Consider the following 21,447-nt stretch of genomic DNA (forward strand, 5'->3'; position numbering starts at 1 on the left):
TAGTTATTCCTGTTAGTGGTAAGAAAGGTTCAAACTCACCACCAACATTAATCCTCATAACTTAAGAACTACTTAAGATTCTTCCAATTAAACGAAATTACTTTTTTCAACGTTTTTCCGGATACAACTCGCTTGATAATATTCTGCTTCTCTCCAACATCAAGCAGCAGTGTGAGCGTTCAAATTATAGAATTTCACAATACGTGGCTGCGTTCATTAGGCTTCACTCGACCTGTACTTATCGCATCCACCATGTGCTGAATAATTGGGCTCGGATTGCCATTCTTGTCATCAAGAAAGTAGGTATGACCTTTTAAATCAAATTTTGTGTTGAAGTTATCGCAGTCAACCTCAAAAACACTTTTTGGCAATTTTGATATATCTTCAGGACCCGTCATCCCCATTCTTCGCGAAAGTGTTCTGTTTTTAAGATTGGCCAATTTCGAAGCTGGCATAGCCAAGTCATCATTGGCGAAGTAAACAATCACATTTCTACTGGAATCAACGATACAGCGCCCCTCTTCTCCCATCTCTAACACTTCATTTTCCACGTCAGCCGCTACCATAAATACGTTGCGAAAGAGTTGTGGCATGTTCCCGGACGAAAACTTGTTAGCCCAATTAGCCAATGCATTCTTTAATGTTCGGTTGCCCATCGAATGGGCTAAAATGTTAATACGCTTTAAACATGGGATTTCTTGCTGCTTCTCGTCTCGACGCCATTCGTCAAACTTTCCGAGTAGTCGCGCGAAGACCGGACCACTGGCATCTGCAGCGTCTTGATCATCCCAGTAATCATCCGCAAATGCGGTCACTCCGTCATCATCACAAGGCCATATCACAGGAACCACATAAACAAGATCGGGAATATGATGGTTGATCAGCTTTTGCAGTTTCTCTGCATTGGTAAAAATGGTGGGTTCCATGTTGTTATTGAAGCCATGGATATAGAAAAGCAGCTGGGTTTGAGGAGGAAGTTCTTTTAGACGGCTGAAGAATGCTTTACTCATCACTTCTCGGTAGTTATCTTTACCTAACCTCTCGCAAAAGTAGAGATATTGAGCCACAGCAGTATTCTGGTAGTTAAAGCTAATATTACGGCTCTTTTTTGACTTTGCTGATTGTCTGGGTGTTCTATTGGTAATGAATAGCATGATGATGCTCCTGACGTTGATTCATCGTTACTTCTTCGTCGTCCGCGTTGTTTTAGCTGCTGTGGACACAGTTTTGATATTGGTCGTTGCTTTAACTGTCTCTTTTGGATTCACTTTCGTACTGGGCGTGGTTGGGCTTGCAGGTTTAACTACGGTGTCCTTTAATTCCTGATCCGGCACCATCTGCTCGAAACGCTCGATTTCAACGAGTTGTTTTTTCTCACGAGCTATCGCTTCATCCATTTTTTTATTAAACGCCGCCCGTTGCTGTTCGAGTTCAGATATTCGACTTTCAATCCTGACTTTCTTTTCAGCAGCAGCGGTTTTCGTTGCTATGACCGGGTTGTTCACTTTGTCAGTTTGGCTCGCCTTTTCCATCTCTTTGATGAGCGAGAAATGCTTTTTCAGTGTTGTACTCGCGTTTGCCATGATTTCGCTCCTTAATTAAATCCGCGAATTAAAGCCAGATTCTGGTACTGGGAATTCAGGGTGGTTGATAGCGTTGCCCTCAGTAATATTACCGATGTAGGGACCCGCCATATTTTGGAAGTTAAACGATGGAAGAAACCGAGTGCCCGACTTGATTTGGTTACCCATCACAACGCCTCGGGTTCCGCTCAAAATGACAGTTGCACCACTTGCTATATCCCTACCGTTACTTCCAAAGTGTTCGACAAGATTATGGTTAAAAAACACTCGCTCAAATCTGAGTCGAACCAGATCAGTAAGCTCTGTAGAACGAAGTTCCACCAGAGTATCTGCGCCCTGACCAAGAAACTTGTTGTTTGAGATTTGAGCTGCATATCCCAATAATGATTTATTTTTCCCGTTGGCATCTGACAAAACCACTTCCCACAACCCCTGCATCAATAGCGCCCGGTCATCAAGTATTCTTTCACGAGTCAATAAATCCGAATACGAAACAAGGTTACTTTCCACACGGGCTTCGAGCACATATAGCCCCCCAATTCCAACCGTAGCGTTGCCATTAACCTTATCGTCCCGACCCACTCCCGTATTAAGCACCTCATTAGACTCGATGTGACATTCACCAAAATGGAAAATACTCATAATCGACGAAGCAAATACGCCCTGAGCTGACCCGCCGACATAATTCAAGCGATTGCCAATTACCCCAGCGCGTGCGAAACAGAACAGCAAAACTATCCCACCAAGGTGGCAGTGGTTAATTTGGTTGTTGGTGACATCGACTCGAATACACTGAACACACCCAATTGCAATGCCATCATCGCGAATGTGATTGCTACTGATTTGAACGTCTTCACATTGGGTGACCATAATGGCCAGTAACGCTGAAACAATGATGTTATTTTCGATGCTGACCAGCGAACACCCCTGCACCGACACCGCCAGTTCTTCATCAACGTCACCAGCAATATCATTATTATCGATACGAAGCCCTTTGACTCCCTCAGCCAATATGCCTCCACTGCAGCCATGCAACCAATTTTGCGCCACACTAATACCGCCGGAAAACAATTTTCCATCACCGCCAACCAAAATTGCGATTTGTGATTGAACTTTCCCTTGTGTCTCTATCCGGTTACGCTCGACCAATGTACCGAGACCTTGCACCATCACCCCGATGCTCCCCTCTGATAACAGCACAATTTGGTTCTCTGAAACCGTGCCATATGAACAATTGCACTCCACAGCAACCGCACCTTGATCGACCACAATCTCGCTTAGGGTAATGCGGTTACCTTTGACTTCACTGTAAGAAGCCGTCGAAAATGCGTCTTCAAATATTTGATTGTTAACCACCACACCTCGAATGAAGCCAATGATGTCGTTCTCGAACACTCTTACCCTGCCGGACAATTTACAAACCGCTATACCTACGAGTCCGGGAAGTTGTTCGGCATTAAAACGGATCACATTGCTATGAATGGTTAGATCTTCACCGTCATTATCCAGCCAAACACCCACTGGAGAACCCTCCAGCTGACAGTGGCACACACGCACTCTCTGACAGTCAAACAATGCCACAGCCGGGCTATCGGTTGACTGAACACTCGCATCCAGTGTTTGAACTCGACAATCCTCAATCAGACTATCGCTAACCGTTTTTAGGGAGATGATGCCATCGGAGCCTTTCGTTTCTCCACGACTAAGAATGGTAAACCCTGAGAGATGAATGCCAGAAAGCTGGCTGCCATCTTCTGAACTCACTGTAATCGCGTTTTCATTGCTGAGATTGATGATTTGCGCACCGTGGCTTTCTCCATGCAACGTGACATTGGGATAACGAATACGAAGCGGTCTGTGAATGGTATGGACACCCACTTTTAGGCAAACGCAGCCACCAAATTCAGGAGAAAGACTATCTAACGCTGTCTGAATATCTTCGCCCGGCCGCACGACAACAGTGCAGCAACCCGCATTGCCGATGGGGTCCCGACAGTCCTGTACAATCGGTTCAACAAATTCCCCACTCAAAACATCTAAAACAGCCAGTCGGCAATAGTGATGATGAAATGCCTGAGGGGGAGCGTTGGTTAAGGTTTCAACTGAGCTGTCCGCGTAACGGGTGACAAAGCTCCAATTATCACTCATATGATAATCGCCGGTCCCTTGTAAAGAAATCGCCGCTTCAACACCGTCCTCTAAAGCAATAAAAACTCCTTCTGGAGCCGGGATTAAGCCATGACTTCCCGGGGCATCGAGATTTATCACTTCAGCACCATCCGTGTCCAATACCACACCCGACTGATCCCAACGTCGTAAAATAGGATGGAGAGATTTATCAGCAACTGCGGAGGCAGGAATCAGCACGATATCATCGGCGCTCAAAGGGTTGGTAAGCACCACGCTATTCGTCGCGTAATTGACGGAAAGTATTTGAACCATGGTACCGGGATTGCCTTCCAATACGCGGACATCATCAGTAATCTCCGCCCAATCACCTGCGCTGAATCTCAGGTAATCATCTTTGGCAACTTGTTCCAGAGTGATAGTGTTATTCGCTGGCTGAGAAAGAATGCGCCCAGCGAAAGAGCCATTAACCCGAGACCATTTAAGCAACGCAACGCCATCTTCATTAACATCATGGACTGCAACCATGTAAGTGCGGTTTTCCAGACCACGATACCCACCTTCTGGTGGCAGCAGACAGGGATCATCAACGGCGGATGCGGGATTGGCACGAGTGGATAAACGAGAAGACGATGGCTGAATAAACTCTGCCCAGTCATCAATATCTTCATCTTCAGTACTACACGTTACGCCATCATCTACCGAAAAGAGTTTTACCTGCCAGACGGTTTGCAAGCGAGCGCTGGTATCGACCCCCACTGCCGGATCGATTAAATCAGGGTCTTCAAGGAAAGTGACCGGACGCTTCCATACATCCAGAAAGACCAGATAACGGCCGTCATCCAGATCCAGAGGTTCCATAATTGGCAGGTATGGCTGAGATTGAAAAGGTACAGGCTCATTACTGCGCATCTCTTCCAACGGAAAATAAAATTCATCTTCGCCGTAACCAAAGTTCTCTGCAAGCAAACCATCGACATAATAACGCCCCGGGTGGATAAGCAACTCTCCGCCAGTAACCTCAATGCGAAAGCTGTCTGGCAGATGCGCTGGATAGCCACAAAAGCCAGCCAGGTCGATGGTTTCAGCACGAAAGCGCCTATCTACAATCTCCGCGCCCTCATTGAGCGGTGTATCCAACACCACCCTTCCTTGCATTGACACCAGTCCGGAGTAGTTATGACGTGGGTCAAACGTTTTTCCTGAAATATCTACAGCCATGAGTCCCTCCTCAGGTCACATAGATCAAGCCTGCATCGAGGCCAATAGGTAAAAATTCATTAAGACGAAACAGCAAAGCATCATGCCGCTGTGGGTAATAAAGATGATGATAAACGCCCATCTCTCCACCACTGTCGGCACCGCGGCGTAATTCTACCGGCGCAGAGAGTAGCAGTTGACCATAGGCAGGATCGTTATATCGGGTAGATGTAAAGGCAGCGACGACACGTGCTCTAACCCCACGAGTGATGTTAGCGCGTTCAGTATCCGTCAGAGCCGGATTTCTCGCTTCGGCAGCTTCTATTGCCTTAGCAGCTGCAAACTGTGGTTGGCATCTGTGTTGGCGAGGAACCCTTGAATTAGGAGGTATGTAAGAGAAACGGACACACCCGGTTTGTCGTTGCAATGCCCACACTGGTGCCGTCCAGGGATCAGTTTCGACCAGTGCAGCATCTACAATACAGTTTGAGATGAGTGGAAACGATCGTGCTCCAACTTTACCGATCACCGTCGATTCACACAGTGTCAGTACGCCACCATGACCGTCTCCACCCAGTGATGAAAAGGCGATGTTAGTGTTTGATGTCGCATCAACAATACTGTCTTTAATAGTGACTGAAGCACCTTCTACGGTACGAATCGCACCAACGATTGAACGCTCAATTTCTACAGTAACATTAGCGATTTCGACAACCAGCGAAGGCAACTCAGGAAAGAGTGGCTCACCATCCATGCTCACAGAGTGTCCCGGAACCAATGTGATATTCCGCAAAACTAAACGGCGCAGTGAATTATCTCCGGTATCCTGAATCACAAGACGCCCACCGATAATGACCAAGCCATCTAAAATGATTTCAGATTCAGCGCCACCTTCCAGAGTCATATCATTGCCACCAAGCTGAACAAACCCGCGATGACCATCTTTAGCGCGTAATGACAATGTTCGATCTGCGGCTACGTCTACAGATAACGCCTCATTAAACACATGGGACACAGCAATTTCTGCTACGCCACCATCGGTAATCAAATCGAGCGCAGTCTGAATACTCTCTCCTCCACCAACGACCTCTGGAGGGCGTTCAGAAACAATAAACCCTTCACCACGCGAATAAGCGCCTCCACCAATATCCGCACTCGCCCCGTAGTGATATGTTACTTCAACAGACTCTGGCTCTGGCATGGATGCCGGAAGCGATAATCGGCCAAGCTCCGGGTCAACCGATATCAAATTAACGGGAGAATACGCCCAATCCGAACCATCATCGCTTAGATTACAGATTTGTAATTGATCAGCGGTTTTCAATATCCCATCAATCACCAAAGTAAAGGCATGGGGATAGAAAACAGCTAAGCGATCACCGGCGATATTGCTTCGTTTCAACGCAACGGGTAAGTTTTCTTCACGAGCAAGATGATTGATATCCGGCTCAGGTACTGGCTGATTAAACAGCTTGGTATTACAACCTAGCGGATTAAAGAGAAATCGCCGCTCAGCAACCCTGTGAGCAGGCACAATCGGCTGACGATAATGGTCTAGCCTCCAGAGGCACAAACCTATGTGACGAAAATGGTGCTTCCCTTCACTCTGGCTAATTCTCCCCACCGATGTTGTATAACTTGCAGAATCAAAAGCAGAACCAATCGCATCGCACTTGCGGCTGTTTCTTAAATCCAAAGTGTAGTGATTTTGGAGATGGACTGCCGCCATATGCTCTGGCCGTGCCAAAAGCTTGAAAAACTCCACCACTCTCGCGGGCCAGCGCGTGGTATCCGTTGCCATTTGCTCCAGCGCCAACGCAACCCCGCGTTTTCTCGCGAGTCGGATTTGATTGGCTGCCGCTGCACGTTGACTGACACCAGGTATTTCAGCGCCATATCGATAACCGACCAACTCTCCCAGATAAGGTGCGGCCCATTCATCACAGGTTTCGATGAACTGATTATCGTAAAGACGGTCGATGTCATATTTTACGATGTTCGCCTGCTCAGCCAGAATCTCCATCAACGCTTTAAGTGGAAACCCCTGATCTTCGTCTCGACGACGATAGACTTCTGGCAACAGGTTGTACAAAGATTCAGGTGACAAACTACTCATAAGCAGGCCCCCAGAAAATCAAGTCCACTAGGGTGCAAGCTTAGGATTGACGCACCAACGATTTCACCATCCACTATTTCGGCCATAGGTGCCGCGATCCCTTCATATCGCGTTGGCGAACTGCCCATATAGAGTCGTTCGATGACGACAGCGTCTATGCCTTCAACATCATGAAGCAATGCAATGACTTCACTGGCAAAAACAGGCTGGCCAAAGTCCCTGGCCTCGAAGGAAAACGACTCAAAAATGACCATTTCAGCTCGGTTGAGCACGTCGTCTTCCAGATAATCAGGATTCACTTTGACTTTGACCCCAAGACGAAAATAGGTTTGTCGAAAACTTCGCAGCACAAATCGTGCGAAAGGATCACCCACATCCATCAATGCCTGCGTTAATGCATTATGAAGATCACTGCCTTCGGGTACCTGAGCTCCCGCTTCCGCCGCTACCGTCACGACCACATGGTGCCCACCACTAACGTGAAGCCATTGTGATGTCGCTTTAGCGATTCCTCCGTAAGCACGCGAGAAATCGGCATAATCCGTTAGTGAAACAACACGTCCTAACGTTCTGCAAGAAAGCGGTGCACTGACGCGGATATCATCCATACCTTCCGGATCGGCACCGCCTTCTGCATCCAACGGGTTATTTACCCCCTGAACACCCAATGGTTGCGACATTAACAGGTTGAGTTGACCAGCTTTCACCCTGCCTTCCAGTCCCAATGTCTTGCGATAACTGGCTCGGATGTTTTGTTGTCCTTTACCTGGTATCGCGCCTAACGTCCCATCTCCAAACGCTACATGACTGTATCCGTTCTCATCGATGCGCATGGTGTAGACGCGATCGGTCGGTGAGGCATCAAGAAAATGGGGCACTTGCTTCCAGAGGACCTTATTGACACGAATTTCCATTGTTGGCTTCACTCCGGATTCGGTCGCAGCAGGCACGAAGGTTTGAGGAGCCTGTTTAGATTTAAAGGCTAAGTGTGGTGTCGCGTTACTGTCACCAAGTACTTCAGCCACCGACTCTCCCTGTGAGGCATCTGCAACGTTGGCATAAATACGAAGACTTTGCGGCAAGTAAGGCGCACCTATCGATTCGGAGAATGTCAGAGTCGTGCCTCCATTTTCGGCGAAACTGTGACTCACCGATTGCACGATTCTCGTCGCGACAACAGGCTCAGTACCTGCATTTTCGGCTTCCCCCTTGAGTATCATTTTCCGGCCTTCTTCTAACCCCGGATACCAGCCATTTAATTCAATCGAAAGACTCTCCTCGTCCATCGCCTCCGTAATGGGTGGATCGGCGATGTCCATCCACTCACTAGCACCAAATACCACAGTACCTCTGATGGAGAGTTCATCAAAATGAGCATCGCTGTTTAATGTCAGACGCGTGCTTTTACCGGTGACAGAGAAGAACGAGACAGACGTTTCGTTGGTATCAGTCACACTGTAACGTGACCACTTATGACCATCCCGAAGTACAACCTCGCTATCCTTACCGATGTCGGTGACCGGGCGTTCTAAGAAAACATGATGTGACGCGCTATCGTCCATTACGTCCAGCGTGCCACCCGCCCATTCAATCTCTTCTAAACCCGCATATGGTCCGCTAGCAACATCTTCGACGACAACATCATCACCAGATTTTTTGTAAACAGGAAATGTGCCTGTTAATGAATAATGTAAACTCGCCAAGGGAGGGGCTGCATGACCGAAAATCGCTGCTTTGGCACGAAACAGTTGTACTTTTCGCGTTGTTTTGGTGGATTCAATTAGTGGAGAAAAGAAAGCCTTTTCTTTAAAGGACTCCTGCTTTAGTACGCCCGCCAGCTCTTTGGCATCAACGGTTTTCCCTTTATAGTTCGCTATCTTATCTGCCAGAGATCGAGCGGTTCCACCTGACAGGTCTGAATGAGAAGTCGCAAGCGGTTCAGACAATACTGGAGATATATCGATCCAGGTAAGGTCTTTTGAATCAGGATCTTTGGCTATGTTTGCGAGCACAGGAGTGACAGAATTAATAGTCGCGAAGACTTGCTCACCATCATCCGACACAAAATAAACCGCATCGCCAGTTTTCAGATTAAGGTTAGTGCCGGGCAGCGGAATCTTTTGGGTTGTCTTGGTTAACGGATGTGGTGCAGTCAATTTGGGACGAATCGCATTCCACGCTGCACGAGTGGTCAACGCGCTCAACGTCTCGTAAATCACTGGCTTCTCGTCCTGGGCGGGAGTACTTTGCACTTTAGTACCCGCTGGAACAATAATTTCTTCCGGAATGCCCTCTCCTGCAGCGATCGTAAATGCTAGATTTGTGGTGGCGGCAGCGCCAGGGGGAGGAACATAATTCGTCAGCATGGCTAATTCATAGAGAGAGCCGGTTTCCATCGCCGTGTTGACATAAGCTTCATTCAGCCACATTTCATTGTAGAACGTCAGTACATCGCAACTGGCGGCCCATGCATCTATTAGCGCTAGAGTAAAATCGCTCGACTCACGTGTAGTCAGTGTTCCAAGAGCGCCATATTTAGCTGAGGATAAGCGCGCGACCATACTGAGATAAAAGTCGTTGTATTCACCGATTCGATAATTAACGTGTGATAAACCAGCCGTGTTATCGGGTGCTCTAGGAGTTCGTACTTCAATACCATTACAGGCTCCACAATGGGATTCGTGATCTGACATATCAACGCCCTCCATCCATGTCGAGTAGGAACACACCATGACCAGGGTGACTGAAATCATTGTCGATTCGGGCGATTTCCGTGCGACCGAATTTCAGTTTTCTGTCGGCAAGGCCACTGGTACGTGCATCACCAAATCTTCTGAATCGTATGATTTTCGCCGCAACGACACCCTCTACGTGTTGTGCCGCAGCGATCCATGGCGACAAATGTAATGTTTCCCCTGCGCGGAACCGATCAGGATGCAATAAACCTAAAGAACCATCGGGTAGACGACTAGTAGAGAAAAGTTTGAGCAGTTGCTGCCGTACGTAAGATTTAGAGGCATTTGGCGCGACACAAACATGTAAAGTCACTTCCAAAGGCACATAGACCGGTGATGACACCTCAATATCATGCGCTGCAAGCCGGAACTTTTCATAATGATCTCGAAGTGTGGAACGCAGGGCTTGAGGAACGTCCACTCTCTCTTCCGGATCCGGTAAAGCAAACGTGGTCACCCAACTCCCTGTATGGATGTACGCACAACTGACATCCTGAATGCCTGTAACGCGGCGGCCCAGCGTCTGATAGTCTTCACGTGTGACGGCGCGTTCCTGATTTTTGAAGATAAAGGGAGCACGTTTGCGGATTTCCGCATTCGTTTCCGGATTTCGGCCGCCTTCTCCCGGCGTAATATTTCGTACTTCTGCCACTTCCGGTATCGGTAAAGCGAGATGATAGAGTTTGTCGGCACCGATATTTCCAGCCTCCCCAATACCCACGCGGTAGGTTGCGAGAAATTGGGTTTCTGGCAGCGGACGGTGGCCAAATACGTTGTCACCAAAACGGAGATAAACCCGACCATCACGCTCAATTTCCGTAGTAAAGACGAAAGCGGAATCATCGCTTGCCAATAAGTCCCTCACAACCTGATAAGGACGTTCTTCACCGGCTTCATCCGCCTTGAGTGAAATGTTGGCAACCGCTTCGTTTGGGCTCGGCGTCCGTAATAGTACGGATGCGGGTGCACCAGCTTGATAGGCCGGAGAAAACGTAAGAGGCAGGATGGCGAGCGAAGGTCGATAGCGAGGAGTGATCGATTCGGCCTGATTTTGTTCACAATGTTGTTGCTCACAACTGGCGCTTTTTGAAGTTGCAGATTGCATGCCACGCCCCGGAGCCCAACTAAGCGTTGGCAGTGGTACATCGGGCAAGCGTTCGTCGGTAATTGTCTGACCATGATCAACCAGCACCAAATTACCACGCGCGACAGAAACAGGGTCGATATAACGTCGCCCTTCTTCGATCGAAGTTTCTGATGAGATGCAGAGTGAAAATTTCAACGCATCAGCACTGTGCCAAAAAATTTCTGTGATTGGCGCTTCTGTCACAGGATCAATCAGAAGTTCGTCGTCAACATCAAACGCCTGAACCTTTGTGAGTAATACTACCTGACGATGCGATAACCGGCGGTCGGCTTGATTGCCACTTCTTGCCCCAATCACCTCCTCTAGCGCTAGGTACATCCCTGCCGTTAAATCAGGATAGTGCCCGTCCAAAGTCGCGCTCACTGCTCCTTTTGCCAGATAACAACGCGCGTTGCTCCAGGTGTAGAACTTCATTTCGTTGTGCAACCTATAGAGCGCAGGAACGTCAAAACAGGTCTCATAAACTGCGCCACTTTTGGCTAATACAAACTCGTTTCGAACAAACGTTCTCGGCAGCTCACTGAGTTGAGTGCAGACCGCACTTCCCTTAGGGATAACTGCGCTCGCTGGTGCCATTGGCAACACATCCGCCGTCACCGAAAAATGGCAAAAGCAGTGCGCATTACAGCCTTCATCGACGGTGTAATCAACCAACCGTGTCATTCGCTTGAGGGAGATACGTGATCGCGCTTTATTCAGGTACGCTTCCGTCGTTGCAGCATCCTGATAATAAGCGAGTTGATCAGCGGTATAGGCAAGTACTTCGATTATCGCTGTAGAGAGATCTGCCGGATGTCCCGTCGCTGCCTCTTTAGCCGTCACGGATAGTCTGTCTAACATCATGCGGCGAAATGATTGGAAATCACGCGCGGTATAGTCAATTTCAGAATCAAGAGCTTCAGGTTCCGGGCAATCACAACGACTCTGACAGTCCAACTGCGTAGGACACTCAACCTTGAACGAGAAGGTAACGGAAGCCAGTGCAGGATCAATTTCTGGTGGCGGCAAAGGGTTCAACGAACTGGTGACAATATTAATGGTATAAGGAGAAAAATCTCCAGGCTCATCAACTTCAATGACCAAAACGTTAGTTTGTCCATCAAATCCCATCGAAACGTTGACCACTTTAATCGCAGTCGCCCCTTCAATTCGGATGTTATCAACCTGGTAAACAAATGCTCCTGGGTCGTTGACCAGATGAAGATGCAGAAAGCGCTGGCGATCGGCTTCCACTGCCGCTTCTCGATCAATGACTTCGACAAAATCGATACCATTGAAGTCAGAATTGCGCACAGCCTCGCGCCGACGTTGGTCGCAGCAGAAATAGATCATATTGACACCTCACGCTCAAACGTTGCCTGCTGCTCTTCCCCTGTTGGCAGCACCAAGTAAGCAACATCAATAAACAGGGCTCCATTTTCGAATCGCACATCCACTTCCGTCAGTTCAATGTCATCCTGCATCCAGGTTTGAAGGGAAGTCGCAATCAAACTGCGCGTATTTTCGATCACTGAATCACTGACGCCTGTAAACAACAGCCGATTTAACCCACATCCGAATGTAGGCATCATCACGCGCTCGCCCGGCTCAGTAAAAAGGAGTTGTTCAATGCGGTCACGAACAAGATCAAACGGCGTAGTAGTTGCCGTTTTGCCACGTGTATCAATTCGATAAGGAAAATCTGGATAAGCCATACCCTTTCACTCCTTTTCAGGTCGCCAGAACACGAGCTTGAACTACTGATGTAAACATCGGTGTGCCTGTCGGTGCGCAGATCGACTGCCCAACTTGCAGCGCAAAAGTCTGACCTTGCGACAGTACTCGCATTGACCCCGTGAGCCATTGACCAGTTAGGCAAGGACCATTACCAGCAGTCGGTGGTGGCATCGAACAACCAGCTATTACATAAGGTGCTGTCTGCAGCACTGTCGGCTGACCAGACACCATCACCCGAGGGTTTGGTATTGTCGGTGTGGCCTGCCCTCCATGAGCACAGGTGACGGTCGCACCAACGTGAAGAATCGCTCCTGGCATATCTGCTCCTCACCAATCAGGTTATGGTCAGCGCACCATTATTGATATCTACGGTTGGCCCAACCATTGATATCTGCGCCCCTCTGCCGTTGTTAATGAAAATACCCGCATCGGTAACCGACAGCGTCGCGCCAGTCCCGGTTTGCAACGTAATCCCGCCCATACCCATAGGTCCACCAACATCGCAAATGACAATTCCGTTCATTGCCAAGGTTTGCAATGTAATGGCGGAAATTGGCGGAACCGCCGTTCTCGCCAACGTCGGTACATCGGTTGGAGCGCCAGCAAAACAACCCGTCCAAATTGGATAATCGACATCTCCCTGCTCAAACTCAATCCATACGCCAGCTCCAACAGGTGGTACAGTAAACATCCCTGAGTTAACGCCGAGAACTGGCAAACAAGGCATACACCAGCTACCGGGTATCATTCCGGACACACTGGGAACGGTCGCCTGGATTCGACCTTGCTGCATAGGATCAACATTGTTCACGACCGTTCCCCTAAATTTCCCGTACAATGGCTGCGTCATGCTGACACCTTGCTAACAGTCGATAACAGACCGTCCCTACTGAGTTGAAAATTCTGTTTCAGCTCACCCTCTTTGAAAGTGGTGGTTACTGACTCAACATAATGAACACCATTGAACGCCGGACTAGCACCTCTCACATAGACCAATCGTCTCGCTTTCAGTAACGAGCCGTACGACAAGACGTCAAGTGAACCTGTCATTTTCAAAGCACGGACTGCCGAACGTGCCGCTTTGGCCATACCAATCATTGCCGCTTGTACCGGAGAATATTTCGCCGTCTCATAAATATTTTGCGTATTCAGCGTGATCGGTCGGATTATCCCTAACGGCGGATTCAGCGGATTTACATCTGGCACCGGAATCGTGATTGGTAGTTTGGTTTGCGGGTTTTGAATAGTAATGAGAGGGATAAACGCGCCTTGCGAGTTATAAGTCCCCGTCAGAGAAGTCACATTACGGCTGGCATCTAAATCATCATTCAACGGTTTTTGCACGTTTCCGAAACGCACATCTGGTCCCCAATAAGCCACAGAAGATCCCACGGTATCGGTCGGTTCGATATAGAACACGTACCCCACTTTTTCTGCGAGCGACTGAATGTAAGCCAAGTCTTTCCCCTGCTGTGTCGGTATGCGATCCGTTGGGATTGGCACATCAATCAACACTGAAGGTATCACTTTAGGAATGAGCCCTAAAAAGGCATATTTTGCCAGCACCAGATTTACCCTCACAAAATCCGGCATTGCGGGGTAGCGCATAAAGCTGAAGTCGATGTAATCAAGTACCTTACTGAGGTCTTCACCCGTTATGGTCATACGCGATACACCGGGTGAGTCGCCCGGACTGACGCTGTGCTCCGTAATAACGCCATCAATCAGCACATTCTTTTTACCGTTCATTTCAACCACTATCACTGTACGCACCAAGGGAATCGGATTATTGCTCGCCAACATAAACAGAGTATGTAAAGGCGAGTTGTTGTCGATTTCGAACACCAACTGAAATCCCGAAGCATCTGTCGTGCTTGACCGTACCTCACAGGACACGAAAGCGTTGATCACGGCCTTTGACACCGGTATCGGTGCAACAGGGCCAATGTAAAGACTCATAACAATCTCAGACATCAGCTCTCCTCATCGCCTGTTGAAAGCGAGATTTTACGACCGGGAGTTGCAACTAAATGACCGGGATAAACCTCAAGGTTTGCATCGGCAATACGCCACCACTGTGAAGGATCGGCATAATATGCAGCACCGAGTAAATCAAGACGATCGCCTTCTCTCACCAATAACATAGGAACGGTACCTTCCACTGCGGGTTGAGGCAAAAAACGTCGACTGACGAAAACACGTTCAACTCCGTTACTGTCTTTCATCACTTTCAGCGGCGAACCCGCATAGCGACTATTCGACGGAAAATCAGCCGTTTCATCCGTATTGCCGAGAAGATATTGCGTTAAGTCTGTCATCGTTAATGTTCCTCACTCTAACCAACCGGTTGCGGGTTTGAAGACTTTAACTGCCTGTTTTTCAATGCCATCGAGGTAATTAAGAAACAATGCCGATGCCGGATGATCGAAGCCAAGATCATCAACCGATAGCACCTGTAGAGAAAGACTCGCCTTGGCACGCAGAGGATTGAGATGCGCACTAAAGAATTCTTCCGCCACCGAAAGGCTGCCCACTTTCACGGGTATTCTGCGATGTAGCCCCCAACAGAAGACTGGCAAAGGTTGAAGCATCGGAATGATGGTAAGTTTGCCCTGACGTGCCAAGCTGTCGTTATCTAAAAGCTGCCGTTTCGTGGGTGAAATTAAACTTCTGAGCGCCGCGATATAATGGCCAATCCCATATTTCATCGCGTCTTCATCACCACGTGACATGGCATCCGTCGCATCCAGTATCGCATCAAACGTTATGGTTTCTTTCGGTGGTCCGTTAAGACGCAATTGCTCATTACGCGTACCTGATGCCACAGGCGCTTTCACTTCAAATTGAGTATTAAGCGTATCGGGATTGATCAGCAGTGGAATCGCATTTATCGGCTCTCCACTTTTCTGATCCAACAGCACGATGCCCGCTTTGAGATAATTCGGTTGAGAAGACAACATTTATCGTATCCTCCTTGCGGCTACCGTTCTTGATAGCTGCTTTGTCATCGCAACAACAGCGCGTTGCTGTGCTAACCTCTGCTGCTCAACTGACACCGATGTAAGATTTGGCCAGTTTTGACGCACAGCTTTTGACAACTCAGTGTAGATCTCACTGTAAGAGGCGTTTTCTGCAATCTGAATGTGGTCAAAACCAATCGTGATTTTCATGCTTCCTTCCATACATTGAGCCATTAATTGAGCTGACCTACCGACTTCCAATCGTCTTCACTAAGCCGAGCGAGCTCTCCACCATTTCAACAACGCGAACTTAACCATAATCCAAGTCTCCCGCTTTTAAAGGACGCTCCAATTTTTGCAGTTCTGCAGCAGCGGCCTCCATTAATCTGCGCATTGAAACAGGCTCATCATATTTCGCTGCCAGAAAAGCACCATTAAGCGCAACATTGTGAATGCTGCCACCAGCCAAATTTAGGCGAGCGAGTCTGGCTGGATCCACATCAGCAGCGAGTGGTGTCTGTTTTGGGAATACAGTGCGCCAGATTCGTTCTCTCTCTGAGGGAGAGGGAAATGGAAAGTCAATGACAAACCTCAGACGACGCATAAACGCTTTATCAACTTGAGATTTCAGGTTAGTAGCAAGAATCGCAAGGCCGTTGTACATCTCGATACGCTGAAGTAAGTCGTCGGTCCCCATGTTTGCAAAGCGATCGTTGCTGTTTTTTACTTCTGCTCGCTTACCGAACAGTGCGTCGGCTTCATCAAAGAAAAGAATCGCGCCGCAACGTTCTGCTGCATTAAACAACGCTCGCATTTGTTTCTCAGTTTCACCGATATACTTGCTTATCACACTGGCAAGATCGATGCGGTAGAGATCAAGATTCAAGGTGGTGGCGATCACTTCTGCTGCCATGGTTTTCCCTGTACCACTTTCACCACTAAACATGGCGCTGATCCCCATGCCACGGCTCATTCTGCTGCGAAAGCCCCAATGCTGATAAACACGGTTACGAAGTGCGACCTGAGATGACAACTGGTGCAACATTCGGGTTTGAGTTTCCGGTAAGACAAGATTGTCCCACGTTGCTTTGCACTCTATCCGTTGCGCCAGTTTCGATAACTCTGAGGAGGAACCACGCTGACATACACGCCAGAGCGTACTTTCCATTTGCTCGTTATTAACACCAGATTGTGCCACGGCAATCGCCACTGAACGCACGATGTCGGGCTCATTCATTGAAAATTGTTCTGCAAGACGCGAAGGTAATTCGTTTTTAATTGGCAAGACGCCCCGCCAGATAGACTCCTGCTCTTCCACCGTAGGGCGTTTAACCTCCAGTGGAAAGCTGTTTACTGTCAATGCAGCCGGGGCTTCTCCAGTATCTATCAGAACCAGACCTCTCAACCTTGCAATCAATTGCAGTGCAACTATTTGTTTTGCAGCCTCGTCGGCGTCTTCCACCAAAAGCAACATAGGAATCAAACAGGATTCACGAATCCAAAGTCGGACTAATGCATCGATATCATTAGACCGAGATGGTAAGTTCCCCGCTCTGATACGTTGTAAACTCGCACCAATTTCTGTTGCGATCACCTCCGCCATCGCCGCTCGGGCAGGAGCATCATCGCCGAACAACTCAAACACGGTTAAGGCTCCGCTTTGCTCCCGCCGCTGAATTTGAGCGAGGTAGTTCGTGGCAGTCTCCAACTGTTTACGTTGTGATGGCATCAGTGACACTGTGATATCGGCTATTGACGGCTCAAGCAGCACAGAAAGTCGCTCATCAAGGTAATTAATGCCACGAACAAAATTCACCACACGTTCATCAGCGATAAGCACGCCATCTCCAGAACCATGCGGTTGCCATTCGATCAGCAGCCAATAGCGCAGCGGTGACTGCGGCGAGAAGCTGCTCCAGTCGCATTCTGGTAAACGAGAAACACAAAGCATCGCAGTAACTAAAGGCATCGTAGTAAAAGAAGACTGAGAAATATGACCCGCAAGCTGTGCGCAGCGCTCTGCCACTTTTGGCTCCAAAGCCGATGCTATGAGTAAGGCCAGTGCCGCCTGATCGCTGTCGTTCAGACCGAATTGCTCGATCAATACGTTCAGCGCAGTTGGATTTTCGTTTGATGTTTTTGTGCGATAACGAGCATTAATGGCAGAAACAGATTCACGCGACGCATCTCCTTCGTGCTCTCCAAGCATACTTATCGCCCAATCCACAACCGCCGCCAGATGCTCGTTGTTTTGCTGTTGCCAGTGATTCAAGGCTTCATGTTTCTCGAGTGACGAAAATTGGATAGATTCAGACATCATGGCACCACCACTACCTGAGTTGGGTCAAAAATTGGCGCTCTTGGCTCAAAGTCCGGTGCAATCGGCGGTCTGTCACGAAGAATGAACCAGCTATCGACGCCATCAACACGAAGTCTCGCTGGGTATGACCCCGCAGCTAAAGGTCCAAAGATAAACACTAAAGTGTCTGTCTGAGACGACACGGTTTCTGATATTGCGCCTTCTGCACCAAGCCACATCATGGCTTTTTGGCCGGGATGCATATGGGGCGAAACCTGTACTGTAACGACAACAGTCTGACCATTTCGTACCACACTGGTTGGTGGCAGAGTCATGACTGGTGCAATCTGAACCGCCAGTTGATTTGACTGCTGATTTTGACCATCAATCTCGACAGAATAAAGTAAGGAATAGAGGCCGGCAGCCCAATTTGCCGCATCATTCGGCAAAATGACTGACTGTAGACGTGCCGTTCCACCTACCTGTGCATTGATGGTATGCGTTACTGCCAGTGAGGTGTGCGTCAATGTGAAGCCTGGATTATTGCCATCCAATGCAAAGCCTTCTACATCTAGCGGCTCTCCCAGTCTTGCACTTGGCTGTAGAGCGGGAGTAATCACACGTTTAAGCTGGGGTAAAGAAGCAAGCAAAGTTGGCTGGACATCAGGCCCGGTATTATTCGGGCCGATGGTTAACACCGGAAGAGCTTGACTCACGCCGTACTCGGCTTCTATCAATACCGTAGACACGCGATATGTCGCAGAAGGACGATACTGGCTTTGAAAAGCGCTCCATAATGAGGACTTTTCAGAGACAGACATTGAGTGCGGAGCAATTCGGATCGCCTCAGCTTGATCGGCCAGCCCAGTCGTAGCAAGTGCTTCAAGAAGTGGTGGGAGGCCTGCATCAATAACCGTTGAAGCGGTCAGCGCAGACTGAATCTCCGCACGAGTGAACCCGGGATGCTCATGTAGAATTTGCATTGCATAGCCAAGAAGTACATCGTTATGCAGATCTGCCGTTCCGTATGCGCTGACGATATAAAAAAGATCAAGCGGTAACGGCGTGTTGTTGATTCTATCCCCTTGGCTATTTTGCGTAGGTAAACACTGATTCGCCCATGCACCATTTACTTCGGTGTGATAGAGGAACACATTTAACATCGGTGCGTTATCCGCCTCCTGAGCCAACATCTGATCAGGCGCTAGCGCATGCACCGTCACATTGCTGTTGACCACAGTAGCTACATCGTTATCCACCAGACCGTCATTCAATAAATCGCGGAGAAGTTGGGTTATACCGGCAATCGCTAGTGCACTGCTCATCGTTTACCCTCCTGACGTTCACGAAGATAATCACTGAGGCTAATTGGCGGTTTCCAGTTTGACTGATGTTTCTCTGCACCATTAGAAGAAGACATGATAGTCACCTGACGGATAGTCACCGATACCTCGAGATTCTCTCCATCTCTGCTGTGACCTTTAGTGTCAAACTCAGCACCATTCCAAGTGATGGTCGGAGATTTTGGAGAGCTCTCGTAAGCAGCATCATTTCCTAAAATCGCCTGCGCAACTTGCTTGGTGAAATCTCTACGCTTTAATGGCTTAGAAAGTGCGTCGTAACCAGAATCCGTTGTAGAGCTTGCCTCTAAATCTTTTAACTCACCCTGATGGATAAGCACACTTTCGTTTTCCAGGTTGTGCTCTGAGATAACAGCAGAATATTTAGATTCAAATTGCGCTTCATCAATGTGACCCACTTGGCTGTCCCTGTTTAGCTCTGATGTATCTCTCATAGAAGCGTCTTGCTCGACAGTAAGACTCTCCGCGTGGCTACTTTCCTCTGGGTGGTACTCCGAAGTTACTTGTGTAGAGGCATCAATGTTTCTGTCTAAATCCGGTTGGGCATTGTCAGCGGCAGGGGTAGCTTCGGACAGGAACTTTCTTGCAGGCGTAGATGCTGTAGAAGCAGATTCGTCGTCCATTGATGGTTCAGAATTCATCCAAGATCTGGCGTCATTATGTTGAACGCTTGCCTCGTAATGAGCATTTGGAGTGATATCAGAATAATAGGAGCGCACCACCGGGTTGAGAGATTGCTCTCCGGTCAGATTTCGGTGGATAAACTGGCTAAGCGTTCGGCTCATCATACTCTCCTGACATCACTCGATGATCATCGAGATGTGGCGTCGTCTACGTGCAGGGCTCATCGCGAGAATGTCCTGACTCGACCAACCGTATGCGGATGCCAAGAGATGAACATCCCAGAGCTGCTTTTCGACATGAGCAGAAAGCTGAGCCCAAAATTGACTCGCGATATCAAACTGATGTTCGTTTTTCGCGCCACATTCAGGACAAGCGGTAACCAAAGAGACGACTGACAGAGGCTCACACTCAAGCATGCCTCTTTCTAGCTCATCAAAAAGTTCTTCCCATGCTGCATGCACATCCTCTTTTTCAGCCAATTTGCGACTGACCTGCTCAAAGGACTCTTGATCCAACACACGTTGCGCAAACTGAAACAGCACTGAATCCCCTTGTTTTAACGCCATCAAGTCAGCAATACAGGGAAGACGGAAACGGCATTGAACACCATCAATATGGATTTCATGGTAGCGAGGAAGGTAAACCTCTGTATCCAATGTTCTGGTTACCGCATCCCAGCCATTATTAAATGACACGGATGCCGTACTCAGAATTTGGGAGGCAGTAAAACTGAGCTCTGCTTTCTCACCACATTCAGTACAGGACGTAGACACGTTGATATCATCACCAAACTGACATTGATACGCCAATAGCAACAGGTGATCGCGTCCGGCTACAGACCAGTTATTGAAAGAGGGCTTTAATGAGTCAGGCAGGTAGGCACTGGCTATAATGGCTGCACGATTTTGAGCCCGACAAGAAGAGGCCAACTCCCAAACCTCTACTTGTTTGTTATCGCTGAGTGCGTTTAATACAAATCTCATGTGTAAGACAAAGCTCATGTGCGATTACTCATTGCTCTGGATGAACAAAACTTGGCTCTTTCGGAGTCGTAACAGGTACGCGTTCCCACCCCTCATTTTCCAGTTTGATCGTCTGAATCATGAACGCAGAACTTGAGGCATCCAAACCCGGCAGTGCTTTATATTCCGAGACCCAACACCGGTAGATAACGTAGCTGAGCACCTTCTGTCCGGCTTCATTCATTACTTCCAGAATCAAGTCTTTGTGCAGATCAGCCAGCGATACCTCGCCCCCTTCTTTGGTGCCAATCCGCCAGACCTTATTTGCCCATTGTTCAAACTGGAGGTTTTCTGTTACCCCACGCTCCAACGTAATCGCTTCGAACTTAACCTGACCGGGCGATTTTCGAGTGTGAGAAGCGTCTCCACCCGCTCGATACTCATTCACTTCCACAGTACGGCTAAGACCAGAAACTTTTTGTACGGCGGCCAACACTTCACCACCCGCTTCCTTGATGATGAATTTATATCCAGGATATGGAACGACTCGTTGACCATTTACATTAAGCTGAGACATAACGCCCCCTCGCTACCTGTCCATAGAGATGATTAACATA

18 protein-coding genes are annotated in these 21,447 nt (G+C 48.4%); all 18 read right to left on the reverse strand.

All coding sequences use genetic code 11. The features are described 5' to 3' along the window. Positions 1 to 194 precede the first annotated feature (194 nt). The gene (locus ACWYU8_RS07255; protein ID WP_457518424.1) at positions 195 to 1,154 is read right to left on the reverse strand and encodes an alpha/beta hydrolase; all 960 of its coding nucleotides are present in this window, start codon (positions 1,152 to 1,154) and stop codon (positions 195 to 197) included. A 27-nt stretch (positions 1,155 to 1,181) separates the two neighbouring features. Continuing rightward, positions 1,182 to 1,583: a hypothetical protein gene (locus tag ACWYU8_RS07260; protein WP_457518426.1), complete on the reverse strand. Its 402-nt coding sequence runs from the start codon at positions 1,581 to 1,583 to the stop codon at positions 1,182 to 1,184. Between the two features lie 15 nt (positions 1,584 to 1,598). Then, positions 1,599 to 4,931 (reverse strand): DUF6519 domain-containing protein, encoded by a 3,333-nt coding sequence (locus tag ACWYU8_RS07265; protein ID WP_457518428.1) that lies wholly within the window; start codon positions 4,929 to 4,931, stop codon positions 1,599 to 1,601. A gap of 10 nt (positions 4,932 to 4,941) precedes the next feature. Further along, a complete protein-coding gene (locus ACWYU8_RS07270; protein ID WP_457518429.1) occupies positions 4,942 to 7,026 on the reverse strand; it encodes a hypothetical protein in 2,085 nt (694 codons plus the stop codon). Beyond that, the gene (locus ACWYU8_RS07275) at positions 7,023 to 9,719 is read right to left on the reverse strand and encodes a hypothetical protein (RefSeq protein WP_457518431.1); all 2,697 of its coding nucleotides are present in this window, start codon (positions 9,717 to 9,719) and stop codon (positions 7,023 to 7,025) included. Before ACWYU8_RS07275 ends, ACWYU8_RS07270 begins: the two co-directional genes overlap by 4 nt. Position 9,720: 1 nt before the next feature. Beyond that, positions 9,721 to 12,201: a baseplate J/gp47 family protein gene (locus ACWYU8_RS07280; RefSeq protein ID WP_457518433.1), complete on the reverse strand. Its 2,481-nt coding sequence runs from the start codon at positions 12,199 to 12,201 to the stop codon at positions 9,721 to 9,723. Between the two features lie 35 nt (positions 12,202 to 12,236). Next, positions 12,237 to 12,602, reverse strand: a complete 366-nt coding sequence (locus ACWYU8_RS07285; RefSeq protein ID WP_457518435.1) for a GPW/gp25 family protein — start codon at positions 12,600 to 12,602, stop codon at positions 12,237 to 12,239. Between the two features lie 16 nt (positions 12,603 to 12,618). Further along, on the reverse strand, positions 12,619 to 12,942 hold the full coding sequence (locus ACWYU8_RS07290; RefSeq protein ID WP_457518437.1) for a hypothetical protein: 324 nt from the start codon (positions 12,940 to 12,942) through the stop codon (positions 12,619 to 12,621). A 16-nt stretch (positions 12,943 to 12,958) separates the two neighbouring features. After that, a complete protein-coding gene (locus ACWYU8_RS07295; RefSeq protein ID WP_457518438.1) occupies positions 12,959 to 13,474 on the reverse strand; it encodes a phage baseplate assembly protein V in 516 nt (171 codons plus the stop codon). Next, the gene (locus ACWYU8_RS07300) at positions 13,471 to 14,598 is read right to left on the reverse strand and encodes a hypothetical protein (RefSeq protein WP_457518440.1); all 1,128 of its coding nucleotides are present in this window, start codon (positions 14,596 to 14,598) and stop codon (positions 13,471 to 13,473) included. The genes ACWYU8_RS07295 and ACWYU8_RS07300 overlap by 4 nt, the downstream gene beginning before the upstream one ends. Continuing rightward, positions 14,598 to 14,942: a LysM domain-containing protein gene (locus ACWYU8_RS07305; RefSeq protein ID WP_457518442.1), complete on the reverse strand. Its 345-nt coding sequence runs from the start codon at positions 14,940 to 14,942 to the stop codon at positions 14,598 to 14,600. Before ACWYU8_RS07305 ends, ACWYU8_RS07300 begins: the two co-directional genes overlap by 1 nt. Before the next feature lie 12 nt (positions 14,943 to 14,954). Further along, complete coding sequence (locus ACWYU8_RS07310; protein WP_457518444.1) at positions 14,955 to 15,584, reverse strand: CIS tube protein; 630 nt, start codon at positions 15,582 to 15,584, stop codon at positions 14,955 to 14,957. Next, on the reverse strand, positions 15,585 to 15,794 hold the full coding sequence (locus ACWYU8_RS07315; protein ID WP_457518446.1) for a hypothetical protein: 210 nt from the start codon (positions 15,792 to 15,794) through the stop codon (positions 15,585 to 15,587). Positions 15,795 to 15,894: 100 nt separating this feature from the next. Further along, positions 15,895 to 17,904: an ATP-binding protein gene (locus ACWYU8_RS07320; protein ID WP_457518448.1), complete on the reverse strand. Its 2,010-nt coding sequence runs from the start codon at positions 17,902 to 17,904 to the stop codon at positions 15,895 to 15,897. Beyond that, positions 17,901 to 19,208: a DUF4255 domain-containing protein gene (locus ACWYU8_RS07325; protein WP_457518450.1), complete on the reverse strand. Its 1,308-nt coding sequence runs from the start codon at positions 19,206 to 19,208 to the stop codon at positions 17,901 to 17,903. The genes ACWYU8_RS07320 and ACWYU8_RS07325 overlap by 4 nt, the downstream gene beginning before the upstream one ends. Further along, positions 19,205 to 20,029 (reverse strand): hypothetical protein, encoded by an 825-nt coding sequence (locus ACWYU8_RS07330; RefSeq protein WP_457518452.1) that lies wholly within the window; start codon positions 20,027 to 20,029, stop codon positions 19,205 to 19,207. Before ACWYU8_RS07330 ends, ACWYU8_RS07325 begins: the two co-directional genes overlap by 4 nt. A 15-nt stretch (positions 20,030 to 20,044) precedes the next feature. Continuing rightward, on the reverse strand, positions 20,045 to 20,869 hold the full coding sequence (locus ACWYU8_RS07335; protein WP_457518454.1) for a T4 family baseplate hub assembly chaperone: 825 nt from the start codon (positions 20,867 to 20,869) through the stop codon (positions 20,045 to 20,047). Between the two features lie 10 nt (positions 20,870 to 20,879). After that, positions 20,880 to 21,407 (reverse strand): phage tail protein, encoded by a 528-nt coding sequence (locus tag ACWYU8_RS07340; protein WP_444493207.1) that lies wholly within the window; start codon positions 21,405 to 21,407, stop codon positions 20,880 to 20,882. Between the last annotated feature and the right edge of the window lie 40 nt (positions 21,408 to 21,447).

It is taken from the genome of Vibrio limimangrovi (genome assembly GCF_054064025.1).

What these genes read in the sequence shown, in the direction of transcription:
- ACWYU8_RS07255 (WP_457518424.1), bottom strand. Translation starts at nt 1,154, where the DNA reads ATGCTATTCATTACCAATAGAACACCCAGACAATCAGCAAAGTCAAAA.
- ACWYU8_RS07260 (WP_457518426.1), bottom strand. Translation starts at nt 1,583, where the DNA reads ATGGCAAACGCGAGTACAACACTGAAAAAGCATTTCTCGCTCATCAAA.
- ACWYU8_RS07265 (WP_457518428.1), bottom strand. Translation starts at nt 4,931, where the DNA reads ATGGCTGTAGATATTTCAGGAAAAACGTTTGACCCACGTCATAACTAC.
- ACWYU8_RS07270 (WP_457518429.1), bottom strand. Translation starts at nt 7,026, where the DNA reads ATGAGTAGTTTGTCACCTGAATCTTTGTACAACCTGTTGCCAGAAGTC.
- ACWYU8_RS07275 (WP_457518431.1), bottom strand. Translation starts at nt 9,719, where the DNA reads ATGTCAGATCACGAATCCCATTGTGGAGCCTGTAATGGTATTGAAGTA.
- ACWYU8_RS07285 (WP_457518435.1), bottom strand. Translation starts at nt 12,602, where the DNA reads ATGGCTTATCCAGATTTTCCTTATCGAATTGATACACGTGGCAAAACG.
- ACWYU8_RS07290 (WP_457518437.1), bottom strand. Translation starts at nt 12,942, where the DNA reads ATGCCAGGAGCGATTCTTCACGTTGGTGCGACCGTCACCTGTGCTCAT.
- ACWYU8_RS07295 (WP_457518438.1), bottom strand. Translation starts at nt 13,474, where the DNA reads ATGACGCAGCCATTGTACGGGAAATTTAGGGGAACGGTCGTGAACAAT.
- ACWYU8_RS07300 (WP_457518440.1), bottom strand. Translation starts at nt 14,598, where the DNA reads ATGTCTGAGATTGTTATGAGTCTTTACATTGGCCCTGTTGCACCGATA.
- ACWYU8_RS07305 (WP_457518442.1), bottom strand. Translation starts at nt 14,942, where the DNA reads ATGACAGACTTAACGCAATATCTTCTCGGCAATACGGATGAAACGGCT.
- ACWYU8_RS07310 (WP_457518444.1), bottom strand. Translation starts at nt 15,584, where the DNA reads ATGTTGTCTTCTCAACCGAATTATCTCAAAGCGGGCATCGTGCTGTTG.
- ACWYU8_RS07315 (WP_457518446.1), bottom strand. Translation starts at nt 15,794, where the DNA reads ATGAAAATCACGATTGGTTTTGACCACATTCAGATTGCAGAAAACGCC.
- ACWYU8_RS07320 (WP_457518448.1), bottom strand. Translation starts at nt 17,904, where the DNA reads ATGATGTCTGAATCTATCCAATTTTCGTCACTCGAGAAACATGAAGCC.
- ACWYU8_RS07325 (WP_457518450.1), bottom strand. Translation starts at nt 19,208, where the DNA reads ATGAGCAGTGCACTAGCGATTGCCGGTATAACCCAACTTCTCCGCGAT.
- ACWYU8_RS07330 (WP_457518452.1), bottom strand. Translation starts at nt 20,029, where the DNA reads ATGAGCCGAACGCTTAGCCAGTTTATCCACCGAAATCTGACCGGAGAG.
- ACWYU8_RS07335 (WP_457518454.1), bottom strand. Translation starts at nt 20,869, where the DNA reads ATGAGCTTTGTCTTACACATGAGATTTGTATTAAACGCACTCAGCGAT.
- ACWYU8_RS07340 (WP_444493207.1), bottom strand. Translation starts at nt 21,407, where the DNA reads ATGTCTCAGCTTAATGTAAATGGTCAACGAGTCGTTCCATATCCTGGA.